General features: G+C 61.7%; 15 protein-coding genes. 10 read left to right on the top strand and 5 right to left on the bottom strand.

Annotated features, from left to right (window positions below; genetic code table 11):
* Positions 1-18: 18 nt before the first annotated feature.
* Positions 19-681, bottom strand: a complete 663-nt coding sequence (locus QP934_RS00130; RefSeq protein WP_340419245.1) for a TIGR03089 family protein — start codon at positions 679-681, stop codon at positions 19-21.
* Positions 682-706: 25 nt separating this feature from the next.
* Positions 707-2,338, bottom strand: coding sequence for an LCP family protein (locus tag QP934_RS00125; protein WP_340419244.1), 1,632 nt, complete (start codon positions 2,336-2,338; stop codon positions 707-709).
* Between the two features lie 124 nt (positions 2,339-2,462).
* On the opposite strand from QP934_RS00125, the gene QP934_RS00120 reads away from it, so the two are divergent.
* From QP934_RS00120 to QP934_RS00110, 3 genes are all read left to right on the top strand, one after another.
* On the top strand, positions 2,463-3,362 hold the full coding sequence (locus tag QP934_RS00120) for a glycosyltransferase family 2 protein (RefSeq protein ID WP_337888257.1): 900 nt from the start codon (positions 2,463-2,465) through the stop codon (positions 3,360-3,362).
* A gap of 101 nt (positions 3,363-3,463) precedes the next feature.
* On the top strand, positions 3,464-4,558 hold the full coding sequence (locus QP934_RS00115; RefSeq protein ID WP_179387501.1) for a sugar phosphate nucleotidyltransferase: 1,095 nt from the start codon (positions 3,464-3,466) through the stop codon (positions 4,556-4,558).
* A gap of 566 nt (positions 4,559-5,124) precedes the next feature.
* On the top strand, positions 5,125-5,373 hold the full coding sequence (locus QP934_RS00110; protein WP_005528147.1) for a WhiB family transcriptional regulator: 249 nt from the start codon (positions 5,125-5,127) through the stop codon (positions 5,371-5,373).
* An 82-nt stretch (positions 5,374-5,455) separates the two neighbouring features.
* On the opposite strand, the gene QP934_RS00105 is transcribed toward QP934_RS00110, so the two are convergent.
* A complete protein-coding gene (locus QP934_RS00105; protein ID WP_005322429.1) occupies positions 5,456-5,926 on the bottom strand; it encodes a metallopeptidase family protein in 471 nt (156 codons plus the stop codon).
* A 96-nt stretch (positions 5,927-6,022) separates the two neighbouring features.
* On the opposite strand from QP934_RS00105, the gene QP934_RS00100 reads away from it, so the two are divergent.
* Together QP934_RS00100 and QP934_RS00095 are read left to right on the top strand one after the other, a co-directional pair.
* Complete coding sequence (locus tag QP934_RS00100; RefSeq protein WP_150850639.1) at positions 6,023-6,490, top strand: DUF3499 domain-containing protein; 468 nt, start codon at positions 6,023-6,025, stop codon at positions 6,488-6,490.
* A gap of 54 nt (positions 6,491-6,544) precedes the next feature.
* Complete coding sequence (locus tag QP934_RS00095; RefSeq protein WP_340419241.1) at positions 6,545-7,912, top strand: phosphomannomutase/phosphoglucomutase; 1,368 nt, start codon at positions 6,545-6,547, stop codon at positions 7,910-7,912.
* Here QP934_RS00095 and QP934_RS00090 read toward each other — a convergent pair.
* Entirely contained in the window at positions 7,909-9,264 is a 1,356-nt protein-coding gene (locus tag QP934_RS00090; RefSeq protein ID WP_419126461.1) for an FAD-dependent oxidoreductase, read from the bottom strand. The genes QP934_RS00095 and QP934_RS00090 overlap by 4 nt on opposite strands.
* Before the next feature lie 253 nt (positions 9,265-9,517).
* On the opposite strand from QP934_RS00090, the gene QP934_RS00085 reads away from it, so the two are divergent.
* The 4 genes from QP934_RS00085 to QP934_RS00070 are packed head-to-tail and all read left to right on the top strand — an operon-like array spanning position 9,518 to position 13,179.
* Complete coding sequence (locus tag QP934_RS00085; RefSeq protein ID WP_419126460.1) at positions 9,518-11,194, top strand: nitrite/sulfite reductase; 1,677 nt, start codon at positions 9,518-9,520, stop codon at positions 11,192-11,194.
* On the top strand, positions 11,191-11,442 hold the full coding sequence (locus QP934_RS00080; RefSeq protein ID WP_049378751.1) for a hypothetical protein: 252 nt from the start codon (positions 11,191-11,193) through the stop codon (positions 11,440-11,442). Before QP934_RS00085 ends, QP934_RS00080 begins: the two co-directional genes overlap by 4 nt.
* Positions 11,443-11,452: 10 nt before the next feature.
* Positions 11,453-12,139 (top strand): sirohydrochlorin chelatase, encoded by a 687-nt coding sequence (locus QP934_RS00075; protein ID WP_419126459.1) that lies wholly within the window; start codon positions 11,453-11,455, stop codon positions 12,137-12,139.
* Positions 12,133-13,179 (top strand): sulfite exporter TauE/SafE family protein, encoded by a 1,047-nt coding sequence (locus QP934_RS00070; RefSeq protein WP_340419239.1) that lies wholly within the window; start codon positions 12,133-12,135, stop codon positions 13,177-13,179. The genes QP934_RS00075 and QP934_RS00070 overlap by 7 nt, the downstream gene beginning before the upstream one ends.
* Positions 13,180-13,290: 111 nt before the next feature.
* Here QP934_RS00070 and cobA read toward each other — a convergent pair whose 3' ends face one another.
* A complete protein-coding gene (cobA, locus tag QP934_RS00065; protein ID WP_337888250.1) occupies positions 13,291-14,028 on the bottom strand; it encodes a uroporphyrinogen-III C-methyltransferase in 738 nt (245 codons plus the stop codon).
* Positions 14,029-14,069: 41 nt separating this feature from the next.
* Here cobA and QP934_RS00060 point away from each other — a divergent pair, with 41 nt between their 5' ends.
* Complete coding sequence (locus QP934_RS00060; RefSeq protein WP_419126458.1) at positions 14,070-15,092, top strand: exopolyphosphatase; 1,023 nt, start codon at positions 14,070-14,072, stop codon at positions 15,090-15,092.
* Positions 15,093-15,095 lie beyond the last annotated feature (3 nt).

Raw genomic sequence — 15,095 nt, 5'->3', positions numbered from 1 at the left:
GTCTGCATTCTGAAACTATTAGAGGCGGGCGGTGGCCTTTTCATTGGCGGCGATTTCCTCCAAGCGTTCGGTCGGGCACATGCCGGCAACGATGACCGCGGAACCGCCAGCGGCTAGGGGCTCGAGCACGGCACGGGAGAAAGACTCATTATTGGACCAGCCGGTAGAAAGCAAGCGCTCGGCAGATGCGGGGGCATCGACAAGCTGGGGCAGTGGTTGGGTTTCGCCGAAGTACTGATCGCCGTAGAAGCGCACGGTGGGTCCAAAATCGATGGCGCCGGTGGGCAGCTCCCCGCCGGACTCGACGACGCCGCGGCCAAAGGGGTCCTCGCTAATGAGCACGATGTCGGCCTGGGGCTGGCGCTCGTGGGCGGCCGCGTAGCGGGAGGGGGAGGTAAAGACGACGTCGGCAAGCGGGGCAGATTCGCCAAAGGTATAGGAAGGGCCAGACGCAAGGGCACCCAAGGCTACAACGGCCGCCTGCCACGAGGAAGGAAGATCGATAGCGATGGTGGAATCCGCCTCTAGATCGAGCTCTTCTTCCAACATATTGGCGATCTTGGCCACCCAATTGTCGAGCGTTTGCGCGGAAAAATCCATGCGCGCGCCGGTCGCCTCGTTGTATACGGTAAGCCGCGGGGAGGCGGCGTCGGCACGCAAAAGATGGGCGAGTAGTTCCATACCCGCCCATCGTAGGGGAGAAGTGCTAGTTCACGCAGCGCGGGCCGTCGCCACCAGCGTCAATTTCCGGGGAAACCTTGGCGGTGCCGAAGTCATTGCCCGGGGTGCCTACCGGCTGGCTGGACTTATCTGCCTCCGGCTCCTGGTCGCTAGCTTCCTTATCGGAAGGTCCCTGGTAATCATCGGTAGCAACCACGATGAGGGTGTCATCGTCGAGTTGCGGATTCTCTGCCACCGGCAACCCACCCAGCTTCTTGGCCAAGGCCTTAGCATCCTCGCTTGTCGGATCGGCGGCGACGACCTGTGACTCGCTGTAGATGCCCGGCTGCGCGTTCGCGGAGCGCTCCACCGTGTAGCCCTTGCCTTCCAGCCAAGAGCCGATGCCTGATGCCAAGCCATCAATATTGCCGGCGTTGAGGACGTGAATATTGATATTCGGATCGACGTCCTTGTCCTTGTCTGCCTTTTCTTGCTTGTCCTTATCTTCGGCCTTGGACTCATCGGTGGCTTCATCGTGGGTCTTGGCCAGGTCATCCATGAAGCGGTGGACCTCGGCGGCATCGATGGTGACGATGGATTCGCCATAATCGCCCTGGCCGTCGATGGAGGTTACCGGGATAGTGGTGAAGGTGACATTGCCGCCAGCCAGCCCTGCCAGCTGGGTGACAAAGCCCATGATGTCCCAGCCATCATCGATGACCACGGAGCGCTCTACTGCCTTGGCAATCTTGGACAGCTTGGAAGGATTGGCCAGGGTGTCATTGTCCAGGATCTTATTGACTAGGGAAGCCATGAAGGCCTGCTGGCGCACGATGCGGTCGAGGTCGCCGCGCGGGAGGTTATAGCGCTGGCGCACGAAAGCTAGGGCCTTGGCGCCGTCGAGGGTCTGCTTGCCCTTGCTGAACTTAGCGCCAGACATGTCATCATCAACATCATCGTTGAGGCAGACATCTACGCCATCGACGGCGTCAGTCAGCAGGGTAAAGCCCAACAGGCCCACCTCCGCGTAATGATCGATGGACACACCAGTCAAGGTGCGTACCATGGCCAGCAATCCTTCGCGGCCGGCTTCGACGCCCTGCTTTTCGATGTCCTTATCCGAGTGCGGCTTCTTTTTACCCTTAGCCTCCGCCTCGGCATTTTCCTGCTCGAGCTCTTCCACCTTGGCGTTCTTATGGGAGGCGAAGACAGCATTCATCTTCATATTGCCGTAGTCCGGATCCTTGACATAGGTATCGCGCGGAATGGATACGGCGGTAGCGCGGGAACCGTCCTCCGGAACGCGGATGAGCATCATGGTGTCGGTATTTTCCTCACCATCGGCCACGCCGGCGTGCAGGTCCGCCAATTCCTTCTCAGAGAGGGGATCGCCTTTGGCGTCGGTACGCGAATCCTTGCCCACCAGCAAGATATCCACTGCGCCATCGAGCGAGTTACCCGACAAGCCCTGGCCGTCCAGGGACAAGTCCGTGGCCGAAGACATGCCATTATCCAGCCGGCCCACGGTGGCATAACCCACGCCAGAGACCACCAGGATCAAGGCAGACAGGAGTGCCACGATCGCCTTGATGGCCGTGGAACCTTTTTGCTTTACCGCACTAGCGGCAGAGGGCGCCGGCTGGATGGTGCGCGCCCGGCGAGTGTTCTCAGAAGTCACAAGTGGAGGCTTTCTAGATTGGTGGGGATCTGGAGACAGTTTAGGGCAGAACGGGCAAAAATTAGTGATCCGTGTCCGATTTCGCGTGTTCGGGTAGTGTCCCTGCCCCGTGCGAGGAGCGCCAGTGACTAAGCTCGGGGCCATTGTGACTACACCAAATCAATCCCCGCTGGCCGTGATCACCGTGACCTATAGTCCCGGTGAATACCTCGGTAGTTTTTTGGACTCCCTGCCGGGCGCCTGCGCTCGCGGCACGAAGGTCGTGCTTGCGGATAATGGCTCCACCGACGGCGTGCCCGAGGCCGCTGCCCGCGAGCACGCTGAGGTGGACTTTCTCAATACCGGCGGAAATATCGGCTACGGTGCTGGCATGAATGCGGGTGCCCGCTTCGCCCGCGAGCGCGGTGGCGTGGATGAGGAATTTTTCCTTATCTCTAATCCCGATGTCACCTTTACCCCGGGATCTATTGACCGGCTCATCGAGTGCGCTCGCCAGTGGCCGGATGCTGCGGCCGTGGGCCCGCGCATCGTGGAACCGGATGGCAGCAATTATCCCTCGGCCCGCGCCGTGCCCACCGTGGCTACCGGCATTGGGCACGCACTCTTTTCTTCGATCTGGCCGTCCAATCCATGGTCGCGCGCCTACCGCGATGAAGCTGATATGACCGCCCAGCGCCCGGCCGGATGGTTATCCGGTTCCTGCCTTCTTGTGCGCTGGTCGGCCTTCGACGCCATCGGCGGGTTTGATGAGCGCTATTTCATGTACCTCGAAGACGTGGATCTAGGAGATCGCTTCACGCGCGCCGGCTACCAGAACATCTTCTGCCCGGAGGCCGTCATCAGCCACGCTAAGGGGCATTCCACCCAAGCGCACGCCGGCGCGATGCTGCGCGCCCACCACAACTCCGCCTATCGCTTTCAGGCTGACCGCCACCCCGCATGGTGGCAGGCCCCACTGCGCGGCGCGTTGTGGCTGGGACTGCGAGTCCGCGGGCTTATCGCCTCGGCTTCGGCGCGTTCTTAAGGTCCGGTGCGCGTGCCGTTGACCTGGATTGCGCGCCATACGCTCTACACTGTCCCTCAGAAAATCACAGAATAAAACTGTCCGCATACATAAGGAAGACTATGACTGAAGCAGCCACCACCCACGGTGCCAGCACGGATGCAGTGATTCTCGTCGGCGGCCGCGGCACCCGCCTGCGCCCACTAACCATCGGTACGCCGAAGCCGATGCTGCCGACAGCAAACTACCCGTTCCTGCAGCACCTGCTTGCCCGCATCAAGGCCGCCGGCATTGAGCACGTCGTCATGTCTACCTCCTATAAGGCCGAGGTCTTTGAGGAGTACTTCGGTGATGGCTCCGATCTGGGCTTGGAGATCGAGTACGTGGTGGAAGAGACCGCGCTCGGCACCGGCGGCGGCATCCGCAACGTCTACGACAAACTGCGCAATGACACGGTCATGGTCTTCAATGGCGACGTGCTCTCCGGCATGGATCTGGAAGGGATCCTCACTACGCACCATGACAAGGACGCCGATGTCACCATGCACCTGCTCAACGTGGCTGACCCGCGTGCGTTTGGTTGCGTGCCGACCGACTCTAACGGCCGAGTCACCGCGTTTCTAGAAAAGACCGAGGATCCGCCAACCAACCAGATCAACGCCGGTTGCTATGTATTCAAGCGTTCCGTCATCGAGTCCATTCCGGCCAACCGCGTTGTTTCCGTGGAACGCGAAACCTTCCCAGGGCTCTTGGCTGAAGGCCGCTTGGTTGTCGGTCACGTAGACAACTCCTACTGGCGCGACATGGGTCGCCCGGATGACTTCACCCGTGGTTCCTCTGACCTGGTGCGCGGCATCGCGCCGTCCCCGCTGATTGAGGGTAAGACCGGCGAGTCCCTGGTGGATCCCTCCGCCGGTATCGCCGGTGGCGTGCTGCTGCTGTCCGGTACCGCCGTGGGCCGTGGCTCCGAGGTGGGCGCGGGTTCCCGCCTAGAGGGCACCGTTGTCTTCGACGGCGTGCGCATTGAACCAGGCGCCATCATCCACAACTCGATCATTGCCTCTGGCGCCCACATTGGCGCCAACGCGGTCATTGAGAACTGTGTCATTGGTGAAGGCGCCCACATCGGCGCACGCTGCGAGCTTCTCGACGGCATGCGTGTCTTCCCCGGCGTTTCCATCCCTGATGCCGGCGTGCGTTTTAGCTCCGATGCTTAACGCTTTTGCAGCGGTCTGGGCACTGCACTAGGTCCAGCTGACATAGGCCGAACTGAGGACAATGGAGCCTCGGTTCGGCCTCTCTTTTTATGGGGCCACCGAGCCCGCCTGTCCGCACCAGCCGACATGGTGCGAACTCTGCACAGATCTGAAGCGCATGGATCCCTTCTTTGCGGGGTTGTGCGCGCGACACGCCGGGATTTCCTGAAAATTGTTGACAGAAAAACAGGGTACCACTACATGTAGTACCCCCTACCTACACCCCCACGGGGGATCTGTTGTTACAGATGTGACGGATGGGGATCGTGTGCTGCGTTTTTGCCGGAAAGCGCGAAGAAGCCGCCAATTCGGGTTGACGATATTTAGTGATCCGGTGTGAAATTACATCAGTGAAAGAAACAGCGGCCGGCGCCGTTACTTCCGCACCATCCCGGCGGGGCTACCCAAGGAGAATGTGGTGTACAGTCGGTCGCACTGATGAGAATTACCCAACCTCGGAGAAAGGAAAAGGCGTGGACAAAATGGCTAATAACAACGCCATTCTCCGTGGCGGTGCTGCTGCAGAGATGTCGCTCGATGAACTCTTCGGTGCCGTCGAGCAGGAGTGGCAGGACCAGGCGCTGTGTGCGCAGACCGACCCTGAAGCGTTCTTCCCTGAAAAGGGAGGCTCTACCCGTGAGGCCAAGCGCATCTGCCAGGCCTGCGCGGTGCGCGATGAATGCTTGGAGTACGCGCTGGAGCACGATGAGCGCTTCGGTATTTGGGGCGGGCTATCGGACCGTGAGCGCCGCCGCCTCAAACGTGAGATTGGATAATTAAGGTGTCCAGTAAGGCCCCCGGCTAGCACGTAACGTGTGGCCAGGGGCTTTTCTGCTGCGCCGCGAAATTTCCCGGGGGCTACCAGCTATAGCGCGGGTCCACTTCTTCGGGGTCCAAGTTGAGGTAGTTGGCCACCAGCGCGGTAATAACGGTGCCCAGGAGCTCGGAGCGCTCGGACGGGGTAGAAGCACGTTGCTCGATGGGCATGCGGAAAATGACCAAGCGTGCGCGGGTGGGCTGGCCCTCGGAATCTACGCCGGCGGGAACCACGCGGCCGAGGGGAACTGGACCATCGGCGATGATCTCATCCGGTAGCACGGTCATATCGGGCGAAAGTCGCATGCGCGGGATGGTGTCTACAGCCAAGTCGAGGCCCCGCAATTGTGGCGCGAAGGCGTTTTGGATGGGGGCATAGGCCTCCAATACGGCCATGTCGAAGTGCTCGCGCGCGCTGCGGTAGCGCGGGGTCTGCTGGGGGAGGAGAGGTCCGCGCATGCCGTGGCCGTGGCGGTCGCGGGCGGGGCGGATATGCGGGCGAGCGGCGGTCATGACCCTGATTCTAAGGCGCTGGCGGGCTGGATTTAGCGGAGCCACGCCGGGGCGAAGACTATCTAAATCTCAACTAAGGGTTTAGACTTATGCGCTGTGACTATTTCTCGCCATTGCTCCCGCCCAGGCTGCGGCCGCCCCGCCGTGGCGACATTGACCTACGCTTACGCGGACCAGACGGCCGTCGTTGGGCCGCTGGCGGAAGAGGAAAACCCACACAGCTGGGACCTATGCGCCACCCACCGCGACCGCATCTCCGCCCCGGTGGGTTGGGAGCTGGTGCGTGTGGACCGCATTGAGCTGGATGAGGAAGATGATCTGATGGCCTTGGCAGAGGCGGTCAAGGAAGACGGCCGCGTGACCACCGGCTTGGTGGATGACCGCAGCGCCGGCTCCGGTGCAGACCCTATTGACTATTCCGCGACCTTTGATGGAGCGGACCCTGCCAATTCGAATCACCCGGTCTTTCGTACCCGCCGCGTGGCTTATGCCAAAAAGGCGCGCCGCGCGCACCTTTCGGTCGTGCCCGATGAAACGACGCCCGCGGAACCAGAACAGGACTGACACGAACCCCGTGGTGCGGTAGTTTCTCAGCGGGCGGGAGTACTATTGCAGGTTATGCGAACTCGTGAGCATCTTGATGCAGTAATTAAGGCCTATGACGTCCGTGGCGTGGTGGGCGAAGATATCGATGAGAACTTCGTGCGCGATACGGGCGCCGCGTTTGCCGCCATCCTGCGGGAAGAAGGCGAAAATACCGTAGCAGTCGGACACGATATGCGCCCGTCCTCGCCGTCTCTGGCGCGCGCTTTTGCTGAGGGTGTGACCTCCCAGGGCCTCAATGTGACCTTGCTGGGACTAACCTCTACCGACGAGCTCTACTACGCCGCCGGTTCCTTGAAGTGTGCGGGTGCTATGTTTACCGCCTCTCATAACCCGGCCAAGTACAACGGCATTAAGCTCTGCCGCGCCGGTGCGGTACCGGTGGGTCAGGTGACCGGCTTGGAGCAGATTAAGCAGATGCTTATCGACGGCACCCCGGAGTTCACCGGCACCGAGGGCGCAATTGCCGAGCAGGAGATTCTTGCCGGTTATGCCGACTTCCTGCGCAAGCTGGTGCCGCTGGAGGAGTCCAAGCCGCTTGTCGTAGCTGTCGATGCCGCCAACGGTATGGGTGGCCACACCGTGCCGGCCGTCTTCAAGGGCTTGCCTTTCGACGTCCGCGATTTGTACTTCGAGCTCGATGGCACTTTCCCGAACCACGAGGCGAACCCGTTGGATCCAAAGAACCTCGTAGACCTGCAGAAGTTCACCGTGGATCAGAAGGCCGATATTGGCTTGGCCTTCGACGGTGATGCGGACCGCTGCTTCGTGGTGGATGAAAAGGGCCAGCCGGTTTCTCCGTCTGCCATCTGTGCACTGGTGGCGGAGCGCTACCTAGAGAAGTTCCCCGGCGCTACCATTATCCACAACCTGATTACCTCCAAGACCGTGCCGGAGCTCATTAAGGAAAAGGGCGGCACCCCGGTGCGCACCCGCGTGGGCCACTCCTTCATCAAGGCGCAGATGGCCGAGCACCAGGCCGCCTTCGGTGGCGAGCACTCCGCGCACTACTACTTCCAGGAGTTCTGGAACGCCGATTCCGGCATGCTTGCTGCGATGCACGTACTGGCCGCTCTGGGCCAGTCCGATAAGCCGCTGAGCGAGCTCATGGCGGAATACTCCCGCTACGAGGCCTCCGGCGAGATCAACTCCACCGTGGAGGACCAGAAGGCCGCTACCCAGGCAGTACTGGATGAGCTGGCGGATAAGATTGAGTCCGTCGATGAGCTCGATGGAGTGACCGTCGAGCTCAAGGGAACCGAGGCATGGTTCAACGTGCGCGCGTCCAATACGGAGCCGCTGCTGCGTCTCAATGTAGAGGCAAAGACCGCCGACGAGGTGCAGTCCATCGTCGACGAGGTCCTTGCCATCATTCGCCGCTAAACTTCGGCGCGCGAGTGGGAGACCATGTCCTCCCACTCCACAAACTTCTTACGCTCGCGGCCCTCGCGCTCGCCTAGGGCGCGCTCGGCCGCGTCCAAGCGCTGCCAATCCTGCCACGTCAGATAATCGATACCGCGCTCGGCAAAGACTTCGGTGATATCCGCGGCGCTGGAGGGGGAGGGGAGGGTGCCAGAGGCGGCGTCGGCAAGCAGCATGCCAATCGTTTCCGTGGCATCGGACTTGGTATTGCCAATCAAACCCACCGGGCCGCGCTTAATCCACCCAGTGGTGTAGAGGCCCGGCACTACCGCGCCGGACTCATCAACGACATGGCCACCGTCATTATTGATGACGTTCTTCTCTTGGTTAAAGGGCACGCCATCGACCGCATCGGAGCGGTAGCCGGTGGCGAAGTAGACCGCCTGCACCGGCCATTCGGTGAATTTGCCGGTGCCGTGCACTCTGCCATCGCCGTTGAGCGCGGTGCGCTCGGTCTTGATGCCGCTGACCTTGCCGTCCTCGCCCAAGATCTCTACCGGCTGCTCAAAGAGGTGGATCTGCAGGGTGTGCGGCGCCTTTTTGGGATCGCGGATGGCGTATTGCTCAAGGACTTGGCATACCAAGTCGGTGGACTTGCTTTCCTGACGCGCGGCCAGCGAGGCTTCGTCATAGTCAATGTCCTCGGGGGATACCACAACGTTAATGGACTCGGAATGGTCCAGCTCCTTGAGTTCCTGCGGGGTGAATTTGGCCTGCGCCGGGCCGCGGCGCCCGAAGACGCGCACGGTCTCGGCCTGGTTCTTGGCCAGGGACTCGTAGACATTATCGGGGATCTCGGTGACCTTGAGCTCATCGCCGGTCTTGGCCAAGATGCGGGAGACGTCCAAGCCCACATTGCCCACGCCAATGACTGCCACCTCCTTGGCGGAGAGATCCCAGTCTCGCTCGAAGCGCGGGTTGCCATCGTAGAAGCCCACGAACTCGCCGGCGCCATGCACGCCGTCCAAGTCCGCGCCAGGGATATCGCGGTGACGGTCGCCCACGGCGCCGGTGGCAAAGACCACGGCATCGTAGTGTTGCTGTAGCTCGTCGACGGTGATGTCACGGCCGATGTGCACGTTGGTCAACAGTCGAATTTGCTCGGTGTCGAGCACGCGGTGCAGGGACTTGATAATGCCCTTAATTCGCGGATGGTCCGGCGCTACGCCGTAGCGGATGAGACCGAAGGGCGCGGGCATCTGCTCGATGAGGTCAATCTGTACCTCGCCGCCGGTCTTTTTCACCAGGATATCGGAGGCGTAAATGCCTGCCGGGCCTGCGCCGATGACGGCTACCTTCAAGGGCTGATTCATATTGCGTGGATGCCTTTCTCTTAATCGCGGGGGTCTAGACCGCTAGGTTCATTTTTGTGGCTTATCTTTCTGGCAATTGAACCGTTTAGTCTAGGTTGCGGCAAGGGGTTGAATTAGATTCTAAAAATGGTCTCCTTTTTGTCCAGTTCAGGGCGATTTTTTACTCGAAAATAAAAAAGACCGCTTTGTCTGCCCAATTTAGACGGGTAGGTTGTCTTTCAATACTTTGGAAAGGCAGGTTGAGATCTACACCATGACCACCGCGACTAGTACCAAGCGCACGCCCCGCGCCAAGAAGCCCGAAGGCCAATGGAAGATTGACGGCACCGAGCCCCTCAATAATGATGAGGTAATTAAGCAGGAAGACGGTGGGCTTTCTGCCAAGCAGCGCGTCATCGATATCTATTCCAAGCAGGGATTTTCCTCTATCCCAGCTGATGACTTAGCCCCTCGCTTCAAGTGGTTGGGCCTTTATACTCAGCGCAACCAGAACTTGGGCGGCGAGATGACCTCCAAGCTGTCTAACGCGGAACTGCAAGACGAGTATTTCATGATGCGCGTGCGCTTCGACGGCGGCCGTGCCGATCCTGCCAAGCTGCGCGCCGTCGGTGAGATCTCGCGCGATTATGCCCGCTCCACGGCGGACTTTACCGACCGCCAGAATATCCAGCTGCACTGGATTCAAATCGAGGATGTGCCCACCATTTGGGACAAGCTCGAGTCGGTAGGTTTGAGCACGCTCATGGGCTGCGGCGACGTGCCGCGCGTCATTTTGGGCTCTCCGGTTGCCGGCGTGGCCGAGGACGAGATTATCGATGCCACCCCAGCCATCGAAGAAATCAAGAATAACTACCTGCCGCGCGAGGAATTCCATAACCTGCCGCGCAAATTCAAAACCGCTATTTCCGGCAACGCTCGCCAAGACGTTACCCACGAGATTCAAGACGTTGCCTTCGTGGGCGTGAACCACCCAGAGTACGGTCCGGGATTCGATTGCTTCGTTGGCGGCGGCCTGTCCACCAACCCGATGCTCTCGCAGTCCCTCGGCGCTTGGGTTCCCTTAGAGCGCGTGCCAGAGGTCTGGGCCGGTGTAGTCGGCATCTTCCGTGACTACGGCTTCCGTCGCAATCGCAACCGTGCCCGCCTGAAGTTCTTGGTAGCCAAGTGGGGCATCGAAAAGTTCCGCCAAGTGCTAGAGGAGGAATACCTGGACAAGCCGCTGTTGGATGGCGTCCCACTGGAGGTCGAGCCTGGCTCTCGCGATCACCTTGGCGTGCACCGCCAGAAAGACGGCAAGTTCTACGTCGGCGTAAAACCCACCGTAGGCCACGCCACCGGCGAGCAGCTCATCGCCATTGCGGACGTGGCCGAAAAGTTCGGCATCAGCCGCATCCGCACCACCCCGATGAAGGAATTGCTCTTCCTCGATGTGGCGGAAGAAGACATTCCGGCGCTCTCCCGCGCGCTCGATGAAACCGGCCTGTACTCCCAGCCCTCCGAATTCCGCCGCGGCGTCATTTCCTGCACCGGCCTAGAGTTCTGCAAGCTCGCGCACGTGACCACGAAGGCCCGCGCCATCGAGTTGGTCGACATCCTGGAAGACACCTTGGGCGATTTGGACGTGCCGATTTCCATCGCGCTCAACGGTTGCCCCAACGCCTGTGCGCGTTCGCAGGTATCGGACATCGGCTTGAAGGGCCAGATTGTTACCGATTCCGAAGGCAACCGTGTCGAGGGCTTCCAGGTCCACCTGGGCGGCGCCCTTGGCCTGTCCCCGGATTGGGGCCGCAAGCTGCGCGGCCACAAGGTCGTCGCCGATGAGGTGCCCGAGTACGTCATTCGCTTGGTCAATAAATACAAAGAACAGCGCGAGGAAGGCGAGCAATTCCGCCACTGGGTCTTGCGTGCCAAGGAGGAGGACCTGCAGTGAATTTTCGCCGCCAGCCCAACCCCAACCGCAACCATCCCAGCTTCTGCCCTTATTGCGCCGGCACCGACCTCTTCCCGGATGAGGAAGATGACTTTGCCTGGAAGTGCCAGGAGTGCCTGCGGATTTTCTCCGTGCGCTTTCACGGCCAAGACGATGCCCCGGTAGCCCCCGCACCGGCCGTGTCATCCAATGAGGCCCTAAAGCGCTCGCTTGCCCGCCGCGGACACTCCACGGCGCCGAAGGCTTAAGGATGTCTCCATGCCCGCACTTATTACCCTGTCCCACGGTTCGCGGCACCCAGGCGCCGCGGCCGGCATTGAGCGCCTGACCCAGGCCGCGGGTCTGCGCCCAGCCCGCGCGGCGCACCTGGAATTCAACGAGCCTGACCTCACCACGGCCGCGCTCGAGCTCGCCCAGCTAGGGGAGACCGAGGCCGTGGTAGTTCCGCTGCTTTTTACCCAGGGCTACCACCAGCGCGTGGACGTCCCGCGCGCGCTTGCCGACGCCTCCAAAACCTCCCACCTTTCCCTCCACCTCGCCCCTGGGCTCGGCACCGGCGAGGACCTCGCCCGCGTGCTCGCCTCCCGTACCCGGCCTGGCGATGCCCATGTGGTCATCTATTCCGTTGGTTCCTCCGATTCCACGGCGAATGATGCCATCCGTGAGCTCGCCCACCGCACCTTCACGCTCACCGGCGTGCCCATCTCGGTGGAGTTTGCCACCCGCGGTGGCCGCGAAGGGATTGAGTCCCTGTGCCGCGAGCATAAAGACCCCGCCTGTGTACGCGTGATCCCGCTCTTCGTGACCGAAGGCCTGCTCTTGGACCGGTTGGCGGGCGTACCCGCGACCGTCGACCGTCCGCTAGGCACCGACCTCGCAGGCCTCGTCGCAGATCGCTTTCACCACGCCCGCGGTGTCGCACAGGAGGTGTTCGCGCCATGTTAACTCTCATCCTGATCGCGCTCGCCGGTGCGGCCGCAAACCTCGTGGACGGTGGCATCGGTATGGGCTTCGGCGTCACGTCGACCACCATGTTGTTGTTGGCGGGCCTTGGTCCCGCGCAGGCGTCGGCCGTCGTCCATACCGCCGAGCTAGGCACCACGGCCATCTCCGGATTGAGCCACGCGCGTTTCGGCAACGTGGATTGGAAAACCGTGGTCCGACTGGGCGTGCCGGGCGGGATCGCAGCCTTTTTGGGCGCTACGTTGCTGTCGAATATCTCCACCGCGGCGGCCGCGCCGGTGACCGCACTCATCTTGGTCGGCATCGGCGCCAACCTCATTTGGCGTTTCTCCCAACCGCGCCGCCGTGGCTCCGCCTATAAGCGCACCCACTCCACGCCGTTTCTCGCCGGCCTTGGCCTTGTGGGCGGATTCGTCGATTCCACCGGTGGCGGCGGCTGGGGTCCAGTGTCGACTTCAACGCTCATGGCCATCGGCCGCGAGCAGCCGCGCCGCATTGTGGGTACGGTCAATGCCGCTGAGTTTCTAGTGACCTTTGGCGCTACCGCAGGCTTTATCGTCGGGCTCTGGCACGATATCGTCGCCAACTTAGCCGCAGTCATCGCCCTGCTCATCGGTGGCGCCATCACCGCGCCCATCGCCGCGTGGCTTATCTCCCGCATCAACCCCGTCTTGCTCGGCGGACTCGTCGGCACGGCCATCGTGAGCCTCAATATCAGCAAGGTCATTGGTGGCGCCGAGACGTACTTCGGCTGGGCAGTGCCTTCAGCAATCACCCCGGCGTTCGTCGCCGTCGTGGTCGCGGCTGGTGTGGCCGCCACCATCCGTGGCGCGCTGCGCACCAGGCGTGCACGTGCGGCGGAATTGGAAGCCGAAAACGCCGAGGAAGCCGCTCATGCTGATTTCCATGCGCCTGATTATCCGGAGCGCGTCGCCGCCCACCGCGTCCACGGTTCGCGCCGGTCCGGCGTCGCCATCGTGCAGGACAAGGCGCCTGAAAGCCCCGCCGCGGACCGGACGTAGTGCTTTCACCGCGACCTTTGGCCACAATAAAGGTCGAATGGTGGCCCCGCCGAGGGAGAACACGGCCAAAAGTTGGCTTGCGGGCGCCGAAAACCCGCTTCCTACTGGCCGCTAGAGCCCGGCCACCTCGCCGATGACGTAGACCGCCGGCGCGGAGATCTCGTGCTCGGCCATCGTTTGCGCCAGAGTGCCCAAGGTGCAACGGTAGGCGCGCTCGGTAGAAAGCGTGCCTTCTTGGATGACGGCGCAGGGAGTAGAGGGGGAGAGGGAGGCGTCGATTAGCGCACTGGCAATCGCAGGGGCATTTTTCACACCCATGATGACCGCGAGCGTGGCGCCAGAGCGGGCGAGCGCTGCCCAGTCCACCAAGGACTTCTCATGGCCGGGCGGCAGGTGGCCGGATACCACCGTGAATCCGTGGACGATGCCGCGCTGAGTTACCGGGATGCCCACGGCCGCGGGAACGGAAATGGCGGAGGTCACGCCCGGAATGACCGTGGCGGGAATAGACGCTTCCGCTAGCGCTTGCACTTCTTCAAAACCGCGCCCAAAGACGAAGGGATCGCCCCCCTTAAGGCGGGCCACCTTGCGGCCAGCACGGGCGTGCTCGATAAGCAGCTCGTTGATCTTTTCCTGCGAGATTGACTTCTTATAGGGGAGCTTAGAGACGTCAATAAGCTCTTTGGAAGAAATATCACACAGCTTATCGAGCTGCGCCGTAGGTCCCAGGTGATCGGCAAGAATAACCTCTGCTTCCTGCAGGGCGCGCATGCCGCGCACGGTAATGAGGTCCCACGCGCCGGGGCCGCCGCCAATCAGGGTAACGGGATGGATCTGTGCGGAAGTCATAGGACTTCATCTTAGTGGGCGCCCGACTATGCTTGGGCCACATGGATACCGGTAATTATGATGCCGAAACCGTGCGCTTTTTTGATGTGGCGCACGAAGGCGCCCAAATCCGCCTTGTGGCCGGAGAAGTGGAGCGCTGGGGTGAGGCGCTCAGTGGTCTCAATCCCCGTTCGCTGGTCATTATCCCCACCGATGCGATTGCCCGCCAAGCCGCCCACCTAGGCGTCGGCCTAGCCGAGCCGCTGCGAATCCCGATTGTGGTGACCGAATCGCTCCCGCGTTACGTGGGGGCGCTGGACGTGGTGGTGGTCGTCGGCGAGCCCGACGAGTGCGACTGGGCGTCGCGCGCCCTCATTACTGCCAGCCAGCGCGGGGCCACCACCGTGCTCATCGGGCCGGCCAAGGGCCCACTGGTGGAGGACTGCCCGGAGGATACGCTCGTCGCCCCTTGCTTACCGACGGCCGAGGGGAACTCGCCCGCGCGCAGCATTGCCGCCCTGCATGCACTGTGCTGCCTGCTCTATCAGGGCCCGATCGCGGTGACGGAAACCCTCGAGGACCTCGCTGCGGCCGTGGACCGCGAGCTTGCACAGCTTTCTCCCGAGCGCGATGCCACCACCAATCCGGGCCGCCAATTGCGTGAGTTTATCGACGGCGCCCGCATCATCCATTCCTGTGTGCTCGACCCGTACTCTTATTCTGAGCGTCGCGAGCACGTGCAGCTCGATGCCCTCGTGGCCCGCATGGCCGCGACCATCTGGGCCGTACACGGCCTGCCGAGTGCTTATGTGGACCCAGCCGAATTGCGCCGCGCGCTCGATCGGGATTCTGATAGTTCCCCGGCCAATGATCTCTTTTATGACCCCTTCATTGATGGCGATGGTGCCGAGGGTGCTTTGGTACCCTTGAAGGTGGTTTTCTGGGGGCAGGAAGAGGCGAACCTGCCCAACTCGCTTGCAGTGCGCAGCATCGACTCGGAGCCGGGCTTGGGGCACCTTGCCCGCTCACTGCAGCTTATTACGCGGAGTTTTGCCGCGACCGCCTACGAGATTTCTAAAGGATAGAAA

Origin of the sequence: Corynebacterium sp. MSK122 (assembly GCF_030229435.2) — a bacterium.
GTDB lineage: Bacteria > Actinomycetota > Actinomycetes > Mycobacteriales > Mycobacteriaceae > Corynebacterium > Corynebacterium marquesiae.
Note: the sequence above shows the minus strand (reverse complement) of the source record. Positions and strands in the feature narration are given on the sequence as shown.